This is a genomic window from Yaniella soli, from assembly GCF_054782375.1.
This window is the reverse complement of record NZ_BAAGSP010000003.1, coordinates 103,064-122,519: the sequence shown is the minus strand read 5'-3', so window position 1 is coordinate 122,519 and position 19,456 is coordinate 103,064. Positions and strand designations below refer to the sequence as shown.

Sequence of the window (19,456 nt, the reverse complement as noted above, 5' to 3'; positions counted from 1 at the left end):
ATCACGAACCATTACGCAAAAGAGACCTCGGCGACAATGTGGGCCTTATATTGTCGCTTTTGGGGGCACAGAGACCGCGAAGGGGGTCACGCTCATGGGGCGCGGCCGTCAAAAGGCAAAGGCAACCCGTCAGGCACGGGACATGAAGTACTTCTCGCCAGCTACCGACTTGGCAGCATTGGAGCGAGAGCTATCCGCCGAGAAACCAGATAGAGCAGCAGACAACGAGTACGCCGAACACGCGGACACCTATGACGTCTACGATGACGATGGGTACGACGAGGACTCTTCGTATTCGTAGGGCTGCTTGTCGCAGGGTTTCCCTAACATTTGAAAGATCGGCACGGTGAGATGACAGGATCATCTGACCGGCCGATTTCTTTCGAGACCTCTTCTCTTGCTGAGGATCACCCAACATACGCAACGCACCAGGCGGCACTGCGTTCCGTGCAGCGCGTTATCGAGACTCGCGCGCCCTATCAAAACGTTGAAGTCGCGTCGACTGGACTCGGTCAGCTGCTGAAGCTTAACCCTGTCATTCTGACTGGTGCTGGTATGTCCACAGATTCCGGGATTCCTGACTATCGGGGTCCGGAAGGTTCGCTGCGCCATTCGCGGCCTATGACATACCAAGAATTCTTGCACGATGACGCGGCACGACAGCGTTATTGGGCGCGTTCATTTGTCGGTTGGCAGCACCTCAACGACGCGTCCCCGCATACCGGTCATGAAATCATTGCCCGATGGAATGCAGCCGGTCTCATTGCAGGTGTCGTGACGCAAAATGTTGATGGTCTGCATCAGCGCAGCCAACGTGCAGCTGATTCGGAAGCCGGCTCCGCGTCGTCCTCGGGACCGGTCATTGCTTTGCACGGTTCGATGGATGAGATCGAATGCTTGGTGTGCGGGGTCAAGGAGCAGCGTGAAGCATTCGGCCAACGCCTACAACAAGCGAATCAGGAAGTTGCTGAGCACTGGAACGTGACTCAGGACAACATTAACCCCGACGGTGACGCCCGAATTCCACAGCAGTGGGTTGATGAATTCACCATGGTTAGGTGTCTGAATTGTGGCTCCACAAAGTTGAAACCTACGGTGGTGTACTTCGGCGAAATCGTTCCACAACAACGCAAACGCGCCATTCAAGACTTGCTAGAAAACTCCGGTGCATTGATCGTCGTTGGGTCGTCGTTGGCAGTGATGAGTGGTTATCGTATGCTGCTGGAGACTGATCGTGCGCGGAAACCTATTGGTGTGATCAATCGTGGCCCCACGCGGGGAGAAGAGCGTGCAACGTTCCGCTGGCGTGCCGGGGTCAAAGAAGCTCTCGAATGGCTCGACGCGGAAACGTTCTAGCATCATGCGTGCCAATATATGTTGCGGTATCGAGTCTGAGTGGGATCCTGACTCGTCGGGAGACTGCAAGATGGTAGTCCATCTTGTTCCATGTGCAGTACGATCAACTCCTGATGTACGGCCTTGTGATGACTCCGACAGACCAAACCAGCATTCGCCAACGACGTGGGTCCGTCCTGACTCCACGGTTGTAGGTGGTGAGGCTCGCACCATGACGCCGGGCGAGGACAGCCAGGCACGATACAGCCACGATCCCGAACGTGCAAAGCCCTTCTGATGGCAGGTGGGAAAAGTCGTTGGGCTCTTCCGGCGTCCAATGGCTGCGATGCGGTACCTAAGACCATGGGGACGATCTTCTGTGTACAGGCTTGTTGACGAGCTAACCCGAAATCGATCTGAACATTTCCCGGTGACCCGTGGGGCGTCGGCAAGCTGCGCTCTTGGTGTTTGAGACGCTCTGCAATCTTGGCGAGTTCTGACGTGTAGTCAGTCTCACTTGGATCCCCAGGGTCTGGTAGTGAATCGGGCGATCGACCTATCAGGTCACGCAGAGAGATCTCGACAATGAGCTCAAGATTGGGACGTAATAGCTGGTATCCGTCAGGAACATACGCGGCCAAAGGGTCGGATGAATTTTTCGAATGTTGTTGCTCGATATGTTGCAGCTCCGGAGCACTGGGCGGCTCGTGATCCACACCGAGAATATCTGCCACGACTTCTGAGTGTTCCGCTGCTTTTTGCAACGCTGTGTCGCGCCGTCGTTGTTCCTCATCGGTAGCATGCGGGTCGTAGGTCTTGTGCAGAATAAGCCCCGAGGACAGGAAATCCATAAGCGTATGGAGCCATCGTTCGGCTCTCGTTTGGCCATCGAATAACTGTCCAATACCGTAATCGATATCCTCCGGCGTAATGCGTGAATCACCTGCAACTTCCTCGGTTGACTTTTCATTTCCGTCAGCCGGGTGCTTGCCGGTGCCCTTGGCCTCCTCGTGGGCTTGTGCCCGCATCGTGGAGGTGACTGAATCGAGTTTCGTGGCAAATTCTCGCATGGCGTTGAGCTGCAACAACTCCTCGTCATCGACGATCGCCGTGACCTTGTGCAAACTGTCACCAACCTGACCGTCATAGAACAGGCCCTTTTCGTGTTTCATTTGGTCGTCAGTCAGCGGCTTCTTCGGTCCGACCAGAGCATTCGTAACAGCTTCACTGCAGGCTTTGGCATATCGGCTGAACGTATACGGATCATTTCGCCCCGCGTGATACACAAAATTCTTCTCGTGCTCTTGCACTAAATCATCGGCTGCAGTTTCATCACCACCAGCCCGACGATAGGCCTGCCGGATTTCAGAAAGTTTTTCGTCAGCGGTCGTCGCGGACGCAAATGGGATGCGTCCCCGCGCTAAATGTTCGGCTACCCGTGGTGTCTTGAGTTTACGCCGACGGTATTCCATGTCGGGCCACAGTGACGCCGCCGCGGTGATCCGCTTATCAACAGTACTGAACGTGGCCCGTAAAAGGCTTGCCACGTATGAGGTCGCGGCAGCCAGGGGAGTCTTTTCGCGACTCTGTCCGGGGATCTTCACTTCGCCATGTGACCGACACAGATGCTGCACAAGATCTGCCGTGGCACGAATGTTGACGGTTTCTGCCAGGCGTGCATTTTCTTCGCGAATTTGCGCATATTCCGATAGTGACAGTTTCGCCGGTGGCGTGGCGTCCTCGGCCCGAGCATGATCGTTACCAGTCTGCTGCGAGTCCGTGAAGCCGTGTTGTGAAGGGTCTAAAGGCGCAAACAACTCTGAGTGGTCACTCGTCGTCAGAAGCTCTTGTTGACATAGGGTGACCTGTGTTTGCAGTGCCTCAAGTTCAGCTGGATTCAGGGATCTCAGTATAGAGCCAAGCTGCTGGTCCACAGATTCGTGTGCAGCATGCATGACGTTGGAGGTTTGTTGGTGAAAGGGTAATACGTCCTCCCAGGATTTGAACGCTGGCTTGTGATTGCTCTGATACTCAGGGTCGGTCTTGGTTTCGTCGGCATACACGTCGGCGTACAAGGCGCCAGCCAGTAAGTTGGCTGACGCGCGTGGTGCAGAGCCAATAGCAGATCCGGATGATGGGATTGCAGACGACATCGGGTCACCTCCTTCCAAGTGGTCGTTCCACTTTCGCTGAGAGGTCGCCGCTCATGGGCACAGCTAGAGCAAACTGTGGAAAAACCCGGCACATCTACGGCAGTGTGGAAAACCTGCGCTGCCCGTTTGTCGTGCACATAGTATGAGAGCGCGTCATGCGGTATCGGTGATGCGTTGTGAAGAAGGCAGCGACATTCGGGTGCCCAGGGTTTCGAATTCAGCTGCCCTAGGTAAACTGGATTCGATCGAACTGTGTACCATGACATTCAAAGGAAGGTCGATCCGTGACTCCAACTAACGCAACCACGACACCGCCGGCCAGCTATGAACCGCTGACCCCGCTGGCCTTCTTGGGGCGGAGTGCCGCTACGTTCCCAGAACGGGAAGCCGTCATTTATGGCACGCGACGTTCCACCTATGCACAGTTTGAATCCGAAGTGCAGCAGCTTGCGCGGGCGCTGTCGAAAAGCATCAAACCCGGACAAGTCGTGAGTTTCGTAGCTCCCAATACTCCAGAAATGCTGGCCGCGCACTACGCGGTTCCACTCATTGGTGCGGTACTGAACCCGCTCAATCCTCGTCTGGCAGGCCGAGAGTTCAGCTACATTTTTGAGCACGCAGAGTCTGAAATCGTGTTCGTCGACTCAGAAGTCGCTGACATTGTATCCAGCGCCGCTGCTGGAATGAAGAATCCGCCGGCAGTCATCGAACTTGTCGACAATGAATTTGGTGTCCAGCCGACCGGGGACTTGCCCACATACACAGATTTTATGGCGGCAGCACCCGAGCAGACATCCGAGAACACGTTTACCTATGATGTCGCCGATGAACTCGGTGCTATCACGCTGAACTACACTTCGGGGACTACGGGCCCGCCCAAAGGTGTCTTGTACACGCATCGGGGAGCCTACCTGTCAGCACAGGCCAACGCCCAGCATTATCAGCTTGACGGCTCCTCCAAGTACCTGTGGACGTTGCCAATGTTCCACTGTAATGGCTGGACCATGACGTGGGGCGTCACAGCAACTGCCTCCACACACGTCTGTCTGCGCGCGGTGCGCCAGGACGCCATCTGGGATGCGTTTGATCACGAAAGCATCACGCATCTGTGCGGCGCTCCAATTGTGGCGGCATCTATCATTGAAGCTGACCGAGCCCACCCAATGGGGCATCCCGTCCGCCTGATTACAGCCGCCTCCGCCCCGCCACCCTCGGTGATCGAAGGCCTCGAAAAGCTCAGCATTACCCCGATCCACGTGTACGGTCTCACGGAAACCTATGGTCCAGCAACCATCAATGAACCTCACGAACATTGGGCATCCCTGTCCGTAACTGAACGCGCTCGCATGCTGGCCCGCCAGGGCGTGCCGATGTTGCAAAACTCGCAAGCTGCCATTGTGGACTCCGAGGGGAACCAGCTCCCTGCCGACGGTGAAACCCAGGGCGAAGTGGTCATCCGAGGCAACGGTGTCATGGCTGGCTACTACAAGAACCCTGAAGCTACCGAGGAATCCTTTGCGGGAGGCTGGTTCCACACCGGTGATATCGGTGTACAACACCCAGACGGTTACATCCAGTTGATGGATCGCCTCAAGGACATCATCATTTCGGGCGGCGAGAACATTTCCTCCATTGAAGTTGAAGGCGTCTTGCACTCGCATCCGGCAGTTTCAGATGTTGCCGTGATCGGTGCCCCAGACGACCGATGGGGCGAACGGCCCGTCGCCTACGTTGTTGTCAACGGCGACGTCACCTCCGATGCGCTGCGCGAACACTGCCGCGCCGAACTCGCCGGGTTCAAAGTCCCTGACGCGTTTCACCTGATCGAAGAGCTCCCGCGTTCTTCAACCGGTAAAATCCGGAAAACCGAGCTTCGCGCGATGGCTGACTAGTCCTGGTCGTGCCGCCAGACGGGATCGCGCTTTTCTAAGAATGCGTCGATTCCTTCTTGGGCATCGTACAGAGAGGCATTGGCTGTCATGACCTCGGACATTTTCTCGTAGGCTTCGACGGTGCCGAGGTCGAGTTGTTCATAGAACGCCTGCTTGCCGATGGCCACGGTGGCCGCTGATGCGCTCGCAACCTGGTTCGCTAGCGCGACGACCTCGGTGTCCAAGTCCTCGTCGGCAACAACATGGGACACGAGCCCGTGCGCCAAAGCGGTATCGGCGGAAAGTTGCTCGCCCGTCAATAACATCCGCATGGCCATTTTTCGGCCGACCGCCCGACTCACCGCAACCATGGGGGTGGAACAGAAGAGGCCGATCCGAACGCCCGGCGTGGCAAACCGGGCGGTTTCAGCTGCTATGGCCAAATCACAAGTCGCAACCAGTTGGCATCCCGCAGCAGTAGCCAAACCTTGCACTTTGGCAATCACCGGTTGAGGAATGCGCTGGATGGTCAGCATCAACTGGGTACAGACGTCGAACAGTTCACGATGGGTGCTCTCATCAGCACCATGAATTTCGGCCAGATCATGGCCGGCCGAAAACACCTTCCCCACGGAGGCCAGGATGACGACGTGCACATCGCTACGCTGCCCAACCTCATGGAACGTTTCGGTCAACTCGCGCATCGCGGCCAACGATAACGCACCCATCTTGGCCGGGTTATCTAGCGTGACGGTCGCTATAGTGCCGGCAACGTCAAGTCTCACGTAAGCTGTCATCGCTGTCCCCTTGGTCCGGAAATTACTGAGCGTAGGCGCCGTGCAGCAGCACTCCACCGCCGTCGACACCCTTTGCGCCTTGGATAAAGTCGTCACCGGCGGCAGCGGCGTCCTGAGTCAGTGCGCCAACGGTACCGATCTGCCACGATGTCATCGAGTTGGCATTGAGCCACGTGAGTGCAGAATCGGCGGATTCGGGTGCTACAACAGCGACCATTCCCACGCCCAAGTTCAACGTCCGTTCCAGATCGGCTTGCGGTACCTGGCCGGCCTCGGCCATCACCGAAAAGACCGGGGGCAGCGCCCAGGTTGAGCGGTCGATGGTGGCCATTGTGCCTTGTGGCAGCACACGGGCAAGGTTCGCCGCCAAACCTCCGCCGGTGACATGCGAGAAGCCACGTAGTGCAAACTTGCCGTCACCGTTGAGTTCGTCGATAAGGTTCAAGCAGGTTTGGGTATAAATTCGGGTCGGTTCCAGGAGTTCCTCACCCAGGCTGCGCCCGAATTCCTCGATGTGCTGGTCCCAACTCCAGTCGCGCGACGTAACGATCGACCGGAGCAACGAAAACCCGTTGGAATGTGCACCCGATGATTCCATGGCAATGACGACGTCACCCTTTCGAACCCGCTCGGGCCCCAGGATCTCATTGCCTTCCACGACGCCTGTGACCGCACCGGCCACGTCATACTCCTCGGGCGCCAGTAAGCCCGGGTGTTCTGCTGTTTCGCCACCGATCAGGGCGGTGTCGGCGAGTTTGCACCCGTTGGCAATGCCTCGGACGATATCGGCGACGCGTTCGGCCACCACTTTTCCGGTGGCAATGTAATCGGTCATGAATAAGGGTTTGGCGCCCACGACGACAATGTCATCCACAACCATGCCGACCAGATCCTGACCGATGGTGTCGTGAATGTCCATGGCCTGGGCAATCGCAACCTTGGTACCAACCCCGTCCGTTGAGGTGGTCAACACCGGGCGACGGTAACTCGTCAGCGGGGTCGCGTCCCACATGCCCGCGAATCCACCGAACCCACCGAGTACACGGCCGCTATGCGTTGCCGTAACAGCCGACTTCATCAGCTCAACGGCATCGTCACCGGCCTGCACATCGACACCAGCATCAGCGTAGGTGAGTGGTTTGCCCAAGTTGTTGTCAGTCACGTTATTTCCTGTCTGTGGTCAGCTGGGGGACATCGGTGGGGTAGTTACCCGAGAAACATGCGGTGCACAACGTGTCCTCGTCCTGCTGGGTGGCGGCAATCGTCCCCTCCAGCGATATATAGGCGAGTGTGTCTGCCCCAATAGAAGAACGTATTTCTTCGATGCCGGCACCCGTGGCAATCAACTCGGCCCGGGTCGCGAAGTCGATACCGTAAAAACACGGCCATTGCACGGGCGGAGACGAAATTTTCACGTGCACTTCACGTGCGCCGGCGGCCCGCAGCATAGCCACAACCTGACGCTGTGTGTTGCCTCGCACGATGGAATCATCAACGACGATCACGGATTTGCCGGCGACCACCGAGGGCTGCACGTTGAGTTTTAGCCGGATGCCCAGCTGACGCAAGGTCTGGGAGGGCTTGATGAACGTGCGGCCCACATAGGAATTCTTCACGAAGCCGTGGCCCAGCGGTATCCCAGATTCCTCGGCGTAACCGATGGCAGCCGGCGTCCCCGAATCAGGTACGGGCACCACGACGTCGGCCTCGGCGGTGTTTTCCTGGGCCAACTGTCGACCCATTTCCAACCGTGATTCGTAGACGCTGCGCCCGTTAATTGATGCATCAGGTCGGGCGACGTAGACGTACTCAAAAATGCAGCGTGCTAATTTCGACGCGGCAAACCGTGTTGAACGCACACCGTCGTCATCAATCGCAATCATTTCCCCGGGGGCAACCTCGCGAATAAACGTGGCGCCGGTCGTGGCCAGCGCAGCCTGCTCGGAGGCTACGACCCAACCGTTCGCCAACCGACCTAATACCAGCGGACGGAACCCATGGGGATCACGCAGCGCATAGAGCGTGTTCTCTGACATCATCACGATGGAAAACGCGCCCTCAAGTTTGGCGAAGACTTCCGGTGCGGTGTCTTCGAGCGAGTTACCGTTTTGGCCGTGCAGCAGTGTGGTAATAAGCGCGGTATCGGTGTCATTGCCCTGGGCGAGTTCACCGGAGTCAACCTCGCCGTAGCGGTGCGCGATGAGCTCCTTGATCTCCGTGCGGTTTGTCAGTGCACCGTTCATCCCCAGCGCGACCGTAGCGTCGTCGGCGGTGGCACCAAGTGTCGGTTGGGCAAAGTTCCAGTTATCGGCACCGACTGCCCCGTATCGGTTGTGGCCAATCGCGATGTGCCCCGTCAGTGAGGACAGCGTGGCTTCGTCGAACACCTGAGAGACGAGCCCGAGGTCTTTATAGACTGAAATCCGGTGCCCAGCTGATGCGGCAATACCTGCGGCTTCCTGGCCTCGGTGCTGTAGTGAGAACAAGCCGTAATAGGTAAGTTTGGAGACTTCTTCGCCGGGTGCCCACACGCCGAATACGCCGCAGGCATCTTTGGGTGAGTCGTCCAAAAAGTTTTTGATCATAAACTATTTCCGTTTGATTCGTTTGTCGGCTTTGGCCCGTGCTTTGGCTTGCGCGAATTGCTCGCGCAGCGCTTGTTCATGGCGTTCGTTCTGTTGGAACTGTGACCATTCGCTATAGTCGTCTTTGCTCACGGCAACATCAGCGGCATCCGGGTCATCGGTGCGGCGTGTATAGACGGTCGAAACGTTTCGTTTGGAACGCCGATCCATGATTATCCACACAACCGCGCCGACCGCGAGCCCAGCGATCGCAAAGATTGCCGCGAAGAAAGACAGCGTCTGGACCAGTGTATATTCGGGTGCCGCACCACGAATGCCGACCCAAAAGAATGCGACAATGACGCCCAACAGGCCGCCACTGACTAAAAAGGGGGTGACTTTCGGGGCGCTGCGATACACCATCTGTTGGGGTGCAGGGGCGTTGGGGTTGCTGTCAGCCATAGTGTCCTCAGTCTAGCGCGTCTATCGGTGCCTGCTTACAGTTTCACCAACGGTAAGAGTTCAGACAAATCTGTTCGCTGCCCGGAAGCAACGACCTCGCCGGCCGTCACCGCATCGTCCCAGCTAAGCAGGCCGGTGACCAGTGCTAACCATGTTGCGGCGTTGGTTTCGACGACGGCCGGGGGAGTGCCCCTGGTATGCGTGGTTCCTTGGATGATTTGGGTGACCCCAAACGGCGGGACCCGCACTTCCACCGAACGTCCCGGTGCTAGCACAGCTAACTCTTCCAGCGAGTACCGCACCGCCGTCGCCCGAACACTGCGAGACGCTGTATCGGGGTCAGCAGCCCATTCGCGCACCGCGGCCACCCCGTCGGTAACCGATATTTTTCGTCGCGCCATGCGTTTCCTGCCCCCTTTCGTACTTCCATCGTGCTCCCCATCAGTTGAGCGGCTCAGTTGAGCAACCGTAATATTGCTGGTGCCAGCTTGATGCCCCCAACCCGTTGATTGCCACCGTAGATGGGTGGCACAATGCGTTCGATCACGTCACTCATGGCATCCAACTCGAGCGCTTCGGGCGCATATTGGGCCAGCAAGACCAGGGCCACAAGATGGGCAGCCCGGTGGGTGGAATCAATCATGGACACCGCGACCGAGGTGCCATCGGGAGCGGCCAGCGCTAGAATCCCATCGGCTCCGGTCTTGGAGATCAGCTCAAGGGATTCCAGTACTACGGTGTCGCTGCGGTTTTTGCCTTGCACAGCTTCCGGGTAGTCCAACATCGCCCGGGCCACCATCGCGGCGGGTAATTCTGCGTTGCGATCGTGTACCGCGAGACCAAGTTTGCTGAAACCGCGGGCTAACGCGGCCAGGGACATCACCGGGGTCGGCGCCCCACAGCCGTCGATGCCCCAATGGGTAATCGAGGTTTCACAGTACTGTTCCAACACATCCAGCACCTTGGTTTGCACCGGGGCATCGGGGCTAAGGTACGTGGCGGGGTCAGCTCCTACAGCAACCGTCGCCGCTAAGAAGCCGGCGTGTTTACCCGAGCAGTTATGCGCCAGCCGGGTACGTTCCAACGGGAGAGGCGCCATGGCTAATGCGGCATCGGCCACCTGTGATGCCGATGAGGCAAAGACCGCGGCGCACTGTACATCGTCGGCAGATAATCCCACCTGGGCCAACACGTGTGCTGCCGTTTCTTGGTGCCATGGTGAACCACTATGCGACCCAGCAGCCAGCGCCAACCCAGCACCAGACAGATCAGCACCGCAGCGTAACGACGCGATCGCCTGCAATGGTTTCAACGCAGACCGGGCATACACCCCGGCGCTTGGGTCACCGGCTGATCCAAGTATCGCACCCTGTGCATCGACGACAACGGCCGACCCAAAATACCGGTTCTCGACGAATCCGTTACGGGTCGCGGTGGCCAGCTGTTCGACGTCACCGGCTCGGATTGGTCCCGACATTGCTGTCTCCTATCGCTTTGACTTTCGCGCATAGATGGCCCAGGTCGTGACGGCTCCGGCAACCGCGCCGATCCCCAATGAGATCAGTGCCGGGACAAGGTCGCCACGGGTCGCATCGGCGAACGCGCGAAACCCAAGCCAGGCAACAAAGGATGCACCGAGCGAGACCATCAACCATAAATATCCGACGCGCAGCCACCGCGGCACCGAGGGCCCTTGACCGTAGGGGAGGTGGTTTCGGTTGTATGACATGGTTTCGATTCTACTGGACCTGCACCACCGCTCCCGGGGTTGGTCTTGTCCACAAAGTTCAGACACACCGACCAACACCGATGCCGAACCGACTACGCTAAGAGATGTGAAAACTTTAGTCTTGGGCCCCGGTGGCCGTGAACACGCAATAGTGCAAGCCCTCCGCGCCGATCCGCTGGTATCTGAGGTGCGCTGTGCACCAGGAAACGCTGGCATCGCCAAGGAAGTTCCCGTCTACCCGATCGACGTTTCCTCCCCGCAATTAGTGGTGGAACTGTGCCAGCAACTGCAACCGGATCTCGTGGTGGTTGGTCCAGAGGCACTCTTAGCCTCGGGTGTTGCTAATGCGCTCCACGCTGCCGGCTTCTCGGTGTTCGGTCCAACGCATCAGGCGGCCAAACTTGAGTCGTCGAAGGCCTTTGCCAAAGATGTCATGGGCGCCGCCGGTGTGCCAACCGGTGCTGCGCACACCGCAGTCAATGCGACCCAACTTGCGGCAGCACTCGATGATTTCGGTGCTCCGTATGTGGTCAAGGACGACGGACTGGCAGCGGGCAAGGGCGTCATCGTCACATCGGATCGGGATGCTGCGATCGCGCACGGTGAGGCCATTTTTGCCGACGGCGACCCGGTGTTAGTAGAAGAGTTCTTGGATGGCCCCGAGGTCTCGGTCTTCGTGATTGCCGACGGCAAAGACGGGGTTGCGATGTCGCCGGCGCAAGACTTCAAACGTGTCTATAACGATGACGAAGGGCCCAACACCGGCGGTATGGGCGCGTACACACCGCTGGAGTGGTTGCCCGAAAACTTTACCGATGATGTCATGGAACAGGTTGCCCGGCCCGTCCTGCAGGAAATGGCCGACCGCGGTACCCCATTTACCGGGGTGCTCTACTGCGGCCTCGCCGTCACCAAGAAAGGCATCCAGGTCATCGAATTCAACGCACGCTTCGGCGATCCAGAAACCCAGCCGGTGCTGGCACGGCTGCAGACCCCGCTTGGCCAACTCCTCAAAGCCGCGGCCGATGGCAAACTGCGCGCCACGTTCCCAACCATCAAGTTCGATCCGCAGGCCGCCGTTGGCGTGGTCATGGCCGCTGCAGGCTACCCCGACGCGCCACAGACCGGTGCCCAAATAACAGGTGTTGCCCAAGCCGCCCGGACCAAGGACATCTCCATCCTGCACGCCGGCACCACCGCAGGTACGACGGGTGAGTACACGGCATCCGGCGGACGGCTCTTGACCGTCGTGGCCACCGGTGACGACCTGGCAAGCGCACGCGATCACGCCTATGACGCGGTTGAACAGATCTCGATTCCCGACGGTCATTTCCGCACCGACATTGCCGCCAAAGCCATCGACGGCCAGATCACCATTCCGGAGGCCTAGCGCCATGACCGACACTGCAGTTCACGTCCCCGGCTGGCGTCACATCTATTCGGGCAAAGTCCGCAACCTCTATGAGCCCGAGTCCACTGCGCCGGGCGAGTCCGACACGCTGTTAGTGGTCGCCACAGATCGGATCTCGGCCTTTGACCATATTTTGTCTCCGGGCATCCCCGAAAAAGGCAAGATCCTGACGCAGCTGTCACTGTGGTGGTTTGATCGACTCTCTGATGAACTCGACGTCGCCAATCACGTGGTGTCCACGAACGTGCCGCCGGCGGTGGCTCAGCGGGCCATGATCGTCAAACGCTTGGATATGTTCCCCATTGAGGCCATCGCACGCGGTTATCTGACCGGATCCGGATTAGCCGAGTATCGTCAAAGCGGCCAGGTGACCGGCATTGACCTCCCCGGCGGGCTCGTTGACGGTTCCAAGCTTGAGCCGGCGATCTTTACCCCGTCTGCGAAGGCAGAAGTGGGCGAACATGATGAGAACATTTCGTATGCCGAGATGGTCCATCGGATTGGTCAGTTGGCCGCTGACGACATCCGCGAGAAAACGCTGCAACTGTATGCGACGGCCGAGCGTATCGCTCGTGACGCGGGCATTATTCTGGCCGACACCAAGGTTGAATATGGCGTTGATGAACACGGGACCATCACGCTGGGCGATGAGGTCTTAACCCCGGATTCTTCTCGGTTTTGGGATGCGGCGACGTATCAACCGGGGCGTGGACAGGATTCGTTTGATAAACAGTTTGTCCGTGACTGGTTGGCTTCGGACGCCTCGGGCTGGGAGCGGGCGGCAGATACCCCGCCGCCAGAGCTTGCCGATGACGTCGTCGAGAAAACCGCTGCACGGTACCGTGAGGCCTATCGTCGTTTGACGGGTCGCGCCTTCAATTAGTTGGCGGCCACCAGATCAACGACCACGGCTTCGGGCGGGCAAAATGTACGCAGTGGAACCGTGGGTGACGTGCCGATGCCGGCGGTGACATTGACCAGACCGGTTCTGCCGCCGGCACGCCAGGGAAATAGTGACGAGGCGAGTCCGGTCGGCAGATCACAGTTGGACACGATTGCACCATAGCGTGGCAGGGCGATTTGTCCGCCGTGCGTGTGCCCGGCAAATACGCAATCAGCACCATCGGCGATGGCAGTGTCCAGTACACGTCGATACGGAGCATGCGTGACGGCGATATTGAGTTGTGCTGGCGGATCAGTGTGGTCGAATCCCGGCCAGGCGTCAGCTTGCATGTGGGCATCGTGGGTACCGGAAAAATTGATTTTCAGGTCCTCACGGATCTGCAGTGTATGTGTTTGGTTTCCCACGCGGTGCCAATTACCGGTCTCCGTGAAGGTTCGAAACATCGTGGCCACGTCGATGGTTTCCCGAAGCTCCTCGGCGCTGTCCATGGCCGAGGGGGCGCGTAAATATCGCAGTGGGTTCATCGGGCGTGGACCATAGAAATCATTCGAACCGGGAACGAAGACCCCGGGGATGTGGAGCAGTGGCTCGAGGGCTTCAAGTACGGAATCGACGGCGTCGATCCCACCGGGGTTGTCGCCGGTATTGATGACCAGATCGGGTTCAAGTGCTGCGAGGCCGCGGACGAATTCGATTTTCTGACGATCATGGGCGACCAAGTGCATATCGCCCAGGTGCACAATGCGAAGCGGGGCGTGTCCGGCAGGAAGCAGCGACATGGTTTCGTATCGGATGCCGAACCGTCGGGCACTGATGGCTCCGAAAGCAATGGCTGCAGAGCCCGCCAAGATGGTGGTAGTGAAAAGGGTGGCCGCGCCGGATGCGATCCGACGCGGCCACCCTGAGGTTTCAGACACTAGTCATCGTCCCCAGATGAGTCGTCATCCTCGGAGTCCTCGTTGGAATCTGAGTCGTTGGAGTTGGAATCGTCATCGTTGTTATTTGACGAGTCGTTTCCACCATTGTTGTTCGATGAGCCCTGGCTGAGGCCCTCTGCGGCGGGATCACCGGTCGGGCCATCGAATGCTGGGAATTCTGCGGTCTCGTATTGTGGTCCGGCTTCTTGCATATAGTCCACCCACATTGGGCCAGCAATCCGGGCGCCCCACACGTCATTGTAGTAGCGTCCGTTGATGGTGGAGCCCGCAAGTGAGTCCAGGGAGGAGTACCGCCCTGCCCACGATGCGGTGGTGAGCTCGGAAGTGTATCCAATGAACCAGAGTGATGAAGAGGCGTTATTGGTACCCGTTTTGCCAGCGATAGGGAAGTCAATGTTGCCTTCGGCGATGCGTTCATCGGCAATGCCGGTCAGCGTATTATTGAGCTCTTTAATGTTCTCTGGGTTGAGGGCACCGGGATCACATTGCACCGGTGGCACAGTGTATTCTTCGCCTTCTGAATCAACGATGGATTCGAAAGCACGCGGCTCACAGTAGGTGCCGCCGGAACCAAGTGTCGAGTATCCTGCCGCCATGGTCAGTGGAGAAACTTGCGGCGACCCCAGGACCAGCGCGGGGTGTGCAGGGTTCAGAGGCTCGTTAGCGGCCGCAGTGGTGATACCTGCTGCCGTGGTGATATCGGTGATTGAACACAGATCGGTTTCGTAGGCGGCAGCAACGGTTGCGGAGTTGATCGACCAGTACAGGCCATAATCCATCCGCATGGGCTTGTACATATTGTCAAGCGCGTTACCTACTGGCCAGTCTTCACCAATGCTGGCCTTTCCGTCCTCAAGGCAATAGGCAGGGAAAGTCACGTCGCTGTTATATTGTCGGCGTGAGGCATCGATAGGGTCACGCATCGATTTGCCCTCGGCCATCCAGGCCATGGCGACGAACGGTTTGAGCGTCGAACCTGCCTGGAACCCATTGCCCCCGCCCCATTGGGAGTCCACGCTGAAGTTCATGGCTAAATCGCCCGGTTCTTCTTCGCCCACGGCATAGTGCGTGTTCTGGGCCATGGCCTTGATATTTCCGGTGTCCTGCTGAACGGTCACCAGTGCTGCACCGATACCTTCGTTTTCGTCAGCAGGAACGTGCTCTCTGGCGGTTTCAACTGCCGCGCGCTGCAGATCGGAATCTAGGGTGGTCGTAATTTCGAGGCCACCGCGATCCAGCATGCGTTGACGGGAGTCGCGATCTGGACCAAACGCTGGGTCAGCAAGTATCTGCTGCTGAGTGTAGTCGCAGAAATACTCGAAGCCTTCTTCGGCATTGAGACATCCGGTAGGCTCCGGACTCACATTGAGCTGGATCTCCGATTCGACGGCTTCGTTGTATTCCTCTTCGGTAATAAAGCCTTGATCGTACATATTGCCCAGTACAAAGTTGCGGCGGTTCGTCGCGCCCTCAGGGTTGTTTTCTGGGTTCAGTGCGTTTGGTGACTGCACTAGGCCGGCCAACATTGCCGACTCTCCAATATTGAGATCAGCTGCCGTCTTATCAAAGAAGTAGCCGGCTGCCGCTTCGACTCCGTAGGTACGGCCGGTGAATAAAACAATATTGAGGTAGCCCTCAAGGATTTCGTCTTTCGACATTTCCTTTTCAACGGCGACCGCAATCTTCATTTCGCGAAGTTTGTCTGGAATCTCTTTGGTGCCCGAAACAGTGGTGCGCAGGCCGTTGAGATTCTGATAGTTGACCAAAACGTTGTTGACGTACTGCTGCGTCAGCGTTGACGCACCTTGCTGAGTATCGGACGTCACGTTGTGCACCATCGCGCGCGCCAGACCCTCGCCATCGACTCCAGAGTGATCATAAAAACGCTCATCTTCAATTGCGATGACCGCGTTTTGCATGTGCTCTGAGATGTTCTCGAGCTCTACCGGGGTACGGTTTTCAGCATAGAACGTGGCGATCTCATTGCCGTCCTGATCCATGATTTTGGAAGGCGTGGATAGGGGTTCTTCGTTTAATTCTGCCGGCAGCTGATCTAGCATCTCTGTGCCGACCTGCGACGCTGCGCCGGTAAGCATACCTGCGGGTAGCATCATGCCCGCCCCGAGGGCGCCCAAGAGAGCGGATATCCCAAAAAAGGCGAGCAGTTTCGACAGTAGCGAGTTGCCTTTGAGCACACCAGTACCTGAGGAAGTCGTTTTGGCCATGCGGGGAGTCTACCGGATATAGCACAACCAGATCTGTTCGAAAGCTCTCGGCGCAAGATACGGTTAAGCCTATGAGCGATATACAAAAGTGGGAATACGCCACGATTCCATTGTTGATCCATGCGACCAAGCAGATTCTTGACCAGTGGGGTGACGACGGGTGGGAATTGATCACCGTCATTCCCGGACCGGACGGCAACGCACCGGTTGCTTATCTCAAGCGTCCAAAAGCTTAGCGAAGGAGCAACATGTCTGCTATTGAACAACGACTCGAAGAGGCAGGCTATACGCTGCCGGAAGTAGTCAAGCCCCTGGCTGCTTACGTGCCGACCATGCGTGATGGCGATAACGTCTATACCTCCGGTCAGCTGCCAGTTATCGAAGGCGCTCTTGCCGGTACCGGAAAAGTGGGCGACGAGGTCAGTGTGGCCGATGCCGCTGGTTACGCACGCATCTGTGTTTTGAATGGGCTGGCTGCGATCAAGGCTGAAATTGGTGATCTCGATAAGATCGCCCAAATTACCAAGGTCGTCGGTTTCGTTGCTTCTGGAGCCGACTTTGCCGAGCAGCACCTGGTGATCAACGGAGCCTCAGAATTCCTCGGCGAAGTGTTTGGTGACAAAGGCATTCATGCGCGCTCCGCTGTCGGCGTGGCGATGCTGCCAATGAATGCGCCTGTTGAAGTTGAAATGATGGTCAAGGTTCACGACTGACCCGCCTACGCATATGTGTAGGGGTTAAACGCATCGCGGGCTGAAGAACAATTCTTCAGCCCGCGATGCATTTCAGTCGTGGATGTGCCTAGCGTGCGCGCTGACGCAGACGCTGTAGATCCATTACGATGACGGCACGGTTTTCGAGTCGCAACCAGTCGCGTTGGACGAACTCGGCCAGTGCCTTGTTGACCGTTTCACGGGAGGCGCCAACCAGTTGGGCAAGCTCTTCCTGTGTGAGGTCGTGGGCGACGAGCAGGCCATCGGCGGTTGGACGGCCGAAACGGTCAGCCAGATCCAACAGGGCCTTCGCGACGCGACCTGGCACATCGGAAAATACAAGGTCAGCAAGCGATTCGTTCGTGCGTGACAGGCGGCGAGCCAAAGCGCCAAGTAGCTGCATCGAGACTTCTGGTGAAGAATAAATGACCTTGCGGAGGTTCTCGTGGCGCAGGCCGGCCAGGCTGGTAGCTGACACCGCGGTGGCAGAGGCTGAACGGGGTGCTGGGTTGAACAGAGCCATCTCGCCGAAGACCTCGCCGGGGCCGAGGATGGCCAGCAAGTTTTCGCGACCGTCTGGGGCTGTGCGGCCAAGCTTTATCTTTCCGGACAAAATGACGTAGAGCTGATCTCCGTCATCGCCTTCATGGAAAACCGAGGCGCCGCGAGAAAGCTCAACTTCGGTGAGCTCCGCGGTCAGGGCGCTGAACACCTCTTCGTCGAGGTGCGTGAAGAGCGGTGCATTGCGCAATACGTCTAGATCCATTGTGGTGAAGGTTTCCTTACTGGCCTTGTGGGCCGAACTCAAACTTTTGCCGGAACTTGGTCACTGGTTGTGGAGTGCCGATTGATTCAGGCACGTTCATGGTAGTGCGTTTCGACATGGGCTTCCAAGTGATTCTATCGAACGTAGAAGGGAATGTGGAAATCGTCACAACCAGCAGCGAAATCTCCCTCTACGATAGACCAAAACCTTGTGAAATTACTACGCTATCGGCACGGTGAATCATCGATCGTAGAAAAACCGGCTACGCTTGAACGACTGTAGCCACCCCAGGAGTCACGGTGAGGGGGACGGTGGATGATCATAGGGCTTTCCTTGCTTGATTGGGCCCTGGTGCTCGTACTGATCATCGTGATCATTATCGGCTTTCGCCGTGGGTTTTGGATCTCGATGGGTACTATTGCGGGCGCAATCTTGGGTGCCCTCGGTGGCCTTTTTCTCATGCCGCTTATTGTTCAACTCGTGGCGGCTGGCGTCATGCGCATCATCACGATGGTTGCGACCACCGCTGTCATGATCTGGTTCGGTATGTGGTTGGGACGGAAGATTGGCGGCCGCCTCCGTCTCCACATCAGTCACCCAGCCCTGCGTCTCGTTGACCGCTTTCTTGGCGCCATTGGCAACACCGTCATTGCGGGACTACTGATCTCGTTGATTGCTTTTTCAATTTCCTCGGTGGGTGTGCCCGGTATTACCAGTGCACTGAAGAATTCCAGCGTCGTGTCATTGGCGACCCAATGGACCCCGGAAGGTGCGCGGACGTGGATTGCGCAGGTGCGGGCGGACGTGTTGGATTCCTCGGAGCTACCCGAGCTGGATCTTGCGGCTGACGAGACGCCTCCTGAAGTTGAGGATGCACGCGTTGAGCCAACGGCCGCGGTAGAAGATGCCACAGTGTCTTCTGTTCGTATTACTGGCAGCGCTTACGAATGCGGTCAAAGCCAGACGGGCTCAGGCTTTGCAGTGGCTGGCGATCGGATCATCACCAATGCACACGTGGTGGCCGGGGTCGAATCGCCGCAAGTAGAAAGTCTCGACGGCCAACTGTTCACTGGCCAAGTGGTGGCATTTGACCCAGATGCCGACATCGCAGTGATAGCGTTACCCGATGCAGAATTGCCGACGGTAGAGTTTGGCGACGGTATGGAACCGGGAGAGCCTGCGTTTGTCCTCGGTTATCCATCGGGCGGTCCCCATCAGATCACCACAGCAGAGGTGCAAGCTCAAGGGCCTGCGACCGTTGCCAATATCTATGATGAAGCCCCCGAACAACGCGATGTGTATCAGATTTCAGCTGACGTTCGTCAAGGCAACTCGGGCGGGGCGCTCGTGGATGATGAAGGTGCGGTAGCAGGCGTGATTTTTGCCAGGGCGTCAGGGGCTGAAGTTGGGTACGCACTCACGCTGGATGAGATCTCTGGTGTCGTTGATGACGCCCCGCATTTGTCTGAGCCAGTATCAACCGGTCAGTGTCTCCGATAAATAGTAATTCCAGGTCAATGCTGCCTTCGCCCTGCGAGGTTATTGTTCTACCGCCCCGTAAGGCGTAATCTTAGTGTCATAAGTCACG

General features: G+C 57.7%; 19 protein-coding genes. 8 read left to right on the top strand and 11 right to left on the bottom strand.

The genetic code is table 11. The features are described 5' to 3' along the window. Nucleotides 1-94: 94 nt before the first annotated feature. Together ACYVJT_RS02575 and ACYVJT_RS02570 are read left to right on the top strand one after the other, a co-directional pair. The gene (locus ACYVJT_RS02575; RefSeq protein ID WP_343958176.1) at nt 95-301 is read left to right on the top strand and encodes a DUF3073 family protein; all 207 of its coding nucleotides are present in this window, start codon (nt 95-97) and stop codon (nt 299-301) included. 50 nt (nt 302-351) lie between these two features. Further along, on the top strand, nt 352-1,356 hold the full coding sequence (locus ACYVJT_RS02570; RefSeq protein WP_343958174.1) for a Sir2 family NAD-dependent protein deacetylase: 1,005 nt from the start codon (nt 352-354) through the stop codon (nt 1,354-1,356). 2 nt (nt 1,357-1,358) lie between these two features. Here the strand turns inward: ACYVJT_RS02570 and ACYVJT_RS02565 are convergent, their stop codons facing one another. Beyond that, nucleotides 1,359-3,488, bottom strand: coding sequence for an HNH endonuclease signature motif containing protein (locus ACYVJT_RS02565; RefSeq protein WP_343958172.1), 2,130 nt, complete (start codon nt 3,486-3,488; stop codon nt 1,359-1,361). Between the two features lie 284 nt (nt 3,489-3,772). On the opposite strand from ACYVJT_RS02565, the gene ACYVJT_RS02560 reads away from it, so the two are divergent. Beyond that, nucleotides 3,773-5,380, top strand: a complete 1,608-nt coding sequence (locus ACYVJT_RS02560; protein ID WP_343958170.1) for an AMP-binding protein — start codon at nt 3,773-3,775, stop codon at nt 5,378-5,380. On the opposite strand, the gene ACYVJT_RS02555 is transcribed toward ACYVJT_RS02560, so the two are convergent. The 7 genes from ACYVJT_RS02555 to ACYVJT_RS02525 are packed head-to-tail and all read right to left on the bottom strand — an operon-like array spanning nt 5,377 to nt 10,911. Next, entirely contained in the window at nt 5,377-6,156 is a 780-nt protein-coding gene (locus tag ACYVJT_RS02555) for an enoyl-CoA hydratase (RefSeq protein ID WP_343958168.1), read from the bottom strand. The genes ACYVJT_RS02560 and ACYVJT_RS02555 overlap by 4 nt on opposite strands. Nucleotides 6,157-6,178: 22 nt before the next feature. Further along, the gene (gene purM / locus ACYVJT_RS02550; protein ID WP_343958166.1) at nt 6,179-7,318 is read right to left on the bottom strand and encodes a phosphoribosylformylglycinamidine cyclo-ligase; all 1,140 of its coding nucleotides are present in this window, start codon (nt 7,316-7,318) and stop codon (nt 6,179-6,181) included. Between the two features lies 1 nt (nt 7,319). Next, nucleotides 7,320-8,741: an amidophosphoribosyltransferase gene (gene purF / locus ACYVJT_RS02545; RefSeq protein WP_343958164.1), complete on the bottom strand. Its 1,422-nt coding sequence runs from the start codon at nt 8,739-8,741 to the stop codon at nt 7,320-7,322. A 3-nt stretch (nt 8,742-8,744) separates the two neighbouring features. Beyond that, a complete protein-coding gene (locus tag ACYVJT_RS02540; protein ID WP_343958162.1) occupies nt 8,745-9,182 on the bottom strand; it encodes a hypothetical protein in 438 nt (145 codons plus the stop codon). Nucleotides 9,183-9,217: 35 nt separating this feature from the next. Continuing rightward, entirely contained in the window at nt 9,218-9,583 is a 366-nt protein-coding gene (locus ACYVJT_RS02535; RefSeq protein ID WP_343958160.1) for a sterol carrier family protein, read from the bottom strand. Nucleotides 9,584-9,636: 53 nt separating this feature from the next. Next, nucleotides 9,637-10,659 (bottom strand): asparaginase, encoded by a 1,023-nt coding sequence (locus ACYVJT_RS02530; protein WP_343958158.1) that lies wholly within the window; start codon nt 10,657-10,659, stop codon nt 9,637-9,639. A gap of 9 nt (nt 10,660-10,668) precedes the next feature. Beyond that, complete coding sequence (locus tag ACYVJT_RS02525; protein WP_343958156.1) at nt 10,669-10,911, bottom strand: hypothetical protein; 243 nt, start codon at nt 10,909-10,911, stop codon at nt 10,669-10,671. A 106-nt stretch (nt 10,912-11,017) separates the two neighbouring features. On the opposite strand from ACYVJT_RS02525, the gene purD reads away from it, so the two are divergent. Next, a complete protein-coding gene (purD, locus tag ACYVJT_RS02520; RefSeq protein ID WP_343958154.1) occupies nt 11,018-12,301 on the top strand; it encodes a phosphoribosylamine--glycine ligase in 1,284 nt (427 codons plus the stop codon). A gap of 4 nt (nt 12,302-12,305) precedes the next feature. Further along, entirely contained in the window at nt 12,306-13,205 is a 900-nt protein-coding gene (locus ACYVJT_RS02515) for a phosphoribosylaminoimidazolesuccinocarboxamide synthase (protein ID WP_343958152.1), read from the top strand. Here the strand turns inward: ACYVJT_RS02515 and ACYVJT_RS02510 are convergent. Together ACYVJT_RS02510 and ACYVJT_RS02505 are read right to left on the bottom strand one after the other, a co-directional pair. Then, the gene (locus tag ACYVJT_RS02510) at nt 13,202-14,143 is read right to left on the bottom strand and encodes a metallophosphoesterase (protein ID WP_343958150.1); all 942 of its coding nucleotides are present in this window, start codon (nt 14,141-14,143) and stop codon (nt 13,202-13,204) included. The genes ACYVJT_RS02515 and ACYVJT_RS02510 overlap by 4 nt on opposite strands. Next, nucleotides 14,143-16,389, bottom strand: a complete 2,247-nt coding sequence (locus ACYVJT_RS02505; RefSeq protein WP_343958148.1) for a transglycosylase domain-containing protein — start codon at nt 16,387-16,389, stop codon at nt 14,143-14,145. Before ACYVJT_RS02505 ends, ACYVJT_RS02510 begins: the two co-directional genes overlap by 1 nt. A 71-nt stretch (nt 16,390-16,460) precedes the next feature. Here ACYVJT_RS02505 and sp36 point away from each other — a divergent pair, with 71 nt between their 5' ends. Together sp36 and ACYVJT_RS02495 are read left to right on the top strand one after the other, a co-directional pair. Next, on the top strand, nt 16,461-16,625 hold the full coding sequence (gene sp36, locus ACYVJT_RS02500) for a Sp36 family protein (RefSeq protein ID WP_343958146.1): 165 nt from the start codon (nt 16,461-16,463) through the stop codon (nt 16,623-16,625). Between the two features lie 12 nt (nt 16,626-16,637). Continuing rightward, nucleotides 16,638-17,102 carry a RidA family protein gene (locus ACYVJT_RS02495; RefSeq protein WP_343958144.1) on the top strand — a complete coding sequence of 155 codons (465 nt, stop codon included), beginning with the start codon at nt 16,638-16,640 and terminating at the stop codon, nt 17,100-17,102. Between the two features lie 88 nt (nt 17,103-17,190). Here ACYVJT_RS02495 and ACYVJT_RS02490 read toward each other — a convergent pair whose 3' ends face one another. After that, a complete protein-coding gene (locus ACYVJT_RS02490; RefSeq protein ID WP_343958142.1) occupies nt 17,191-17,868 on the bottom strand; it encodes a Crp/Fnr family transcriptional regulator in 678 nt (225 codons plus the stop codon). 315 nt (nt 17,869-18,183) lie between these two features. Here ACYVJT_RS02490 and ACYVJT_RS02485 point away from each other — a divergent pair, with 315 nt between their 5' ends. Next, nucleotides 18,184-19,368, top strand: coding sequence for a MarP family serine protease (locus tag ACYVJT_RS02485; protein WP_343958140.1), 1,185 nt, complete (start codon nt 18,184-18,186; stop codon nt 19,366-19,368). The last annotated feature ends 88 nt before the right edge of the window (nt 19,369-19,456 follow it).

What these genes read in the sequence shown, in the direction of transcription:
- ACYVJT_RS02575 (WP_343958176.1), top strand. Translation starts at nt 95, where the DNA reads ATGGGGCGCGGCCGTCAAAAGGCAAAGGCAACCCGTCAGGCACGGGAC.
- ACYVJT_RS02570 (WP_343958174.1), top strand. Translation starts at nt 352, where the DNA reads ATGACAGGATCATCTGACCGGCCGATTTCTTTCGAGACCTCTTCTCTT.
- ACYVJT_RS02565 (WP_343958172.1), bottom strand. Translation starts at nt 3,488, where the DNA reads ATGTCGTCTGCAATCCCATCATCCGGATCTGCTATTGGCTCTGCACCA.
- ACYVJT_RS02555 (WP_343958168.1), bottom strand. Translation starts at nt 6,156, where the DNA reads ATGACAGCTTACGTGAGACTTGACGTTGCCGGCACTATAGCGACCGTC.
- purF (WP_343958164.1), bottom strand. Translation starts at nt 8,741, where the DNA reads ATGATCAAAAACTTTTTGGACGACTCACCCAAAGATGCCTGCGGCGTA.
- ACYVJT_RS02540 (WP_343958162.1), bottom strand. Translation starts at nt 9,182, where the DNA reads ATGGCTGACAGCAACCCCAACGCCCCTGCACCCCAACAGATGGTGTAT.
- ACYVJT_RS02535 (WP_343958160.1), bottom strand. Translation starts at nt 9,583, where the DNA reads ATGGCGCGACGAAAAATATCGGTTACCGACGGGGTGGCCGCGGTGCGC.
- ACYVJT_RS02530 (WP_343958158.1), bottom strand. Translation starts at nt 10,659, where the DNA reads ATGTCGGGACCAATCCGAGCCGGTGACGTCGAACAGCTGGCCACCGCG.
- ACYVJT_RS02525 (WP_343958156.1), bottom strand. Translation starts at nt 10,911, where the DNA reads ATGTCATACAACCGAAACCACCTCCCCTACGGTCAAGGGCCCTCGGTG.
- ACYVJT_RS02515 (WP_343958152.1), top strand. Translation starts at nt 12,306, where the DNA reads ATGACCGACACTGCAGTTCACGTCCCCGGCTGGCGTCACATCTATTCG.
- ACYVJT_RS02505 (WP_343958148.1), bottom strand. Translation starts at nt 16,389, where the DNA reads ATGGCCAAAACGACTTCCTCAGGTACTGGTGTGCTCAAAGGCAACTCG.
- sp36 (WP_343958146.1), top strand. Translation starts at nt 16,461, where the DNA reads ATGAGCGATATACAAAAGTGGGAATACGCCACGATTCCATTGTTGATC.
- ACYVJT_RS02495 (WP_343958144.1), top strand. Translation starts at nt 16,638, where the DNA reads ATGTCTGCTATTGAACAACGACTCGAAGAGGCAGGCTATACGCTGCCG.
- ACYVJT_RS02490 (WP_343958142.1), bottom strand. Translation starts at nt 17,868, where the DNA reads ATGGATCTAGACGTATTGCGCAATGCACCGCTCTTCACGCACCTCGAC.
- ACYVJT_RS02485 (WP_343958140.1), top strand. Translation starts at nt 18,184, where the DNA reads ATGATCATAGGGCTTTCCTTGCTTGATTGGGCCCTGGTGCTCGTACTG.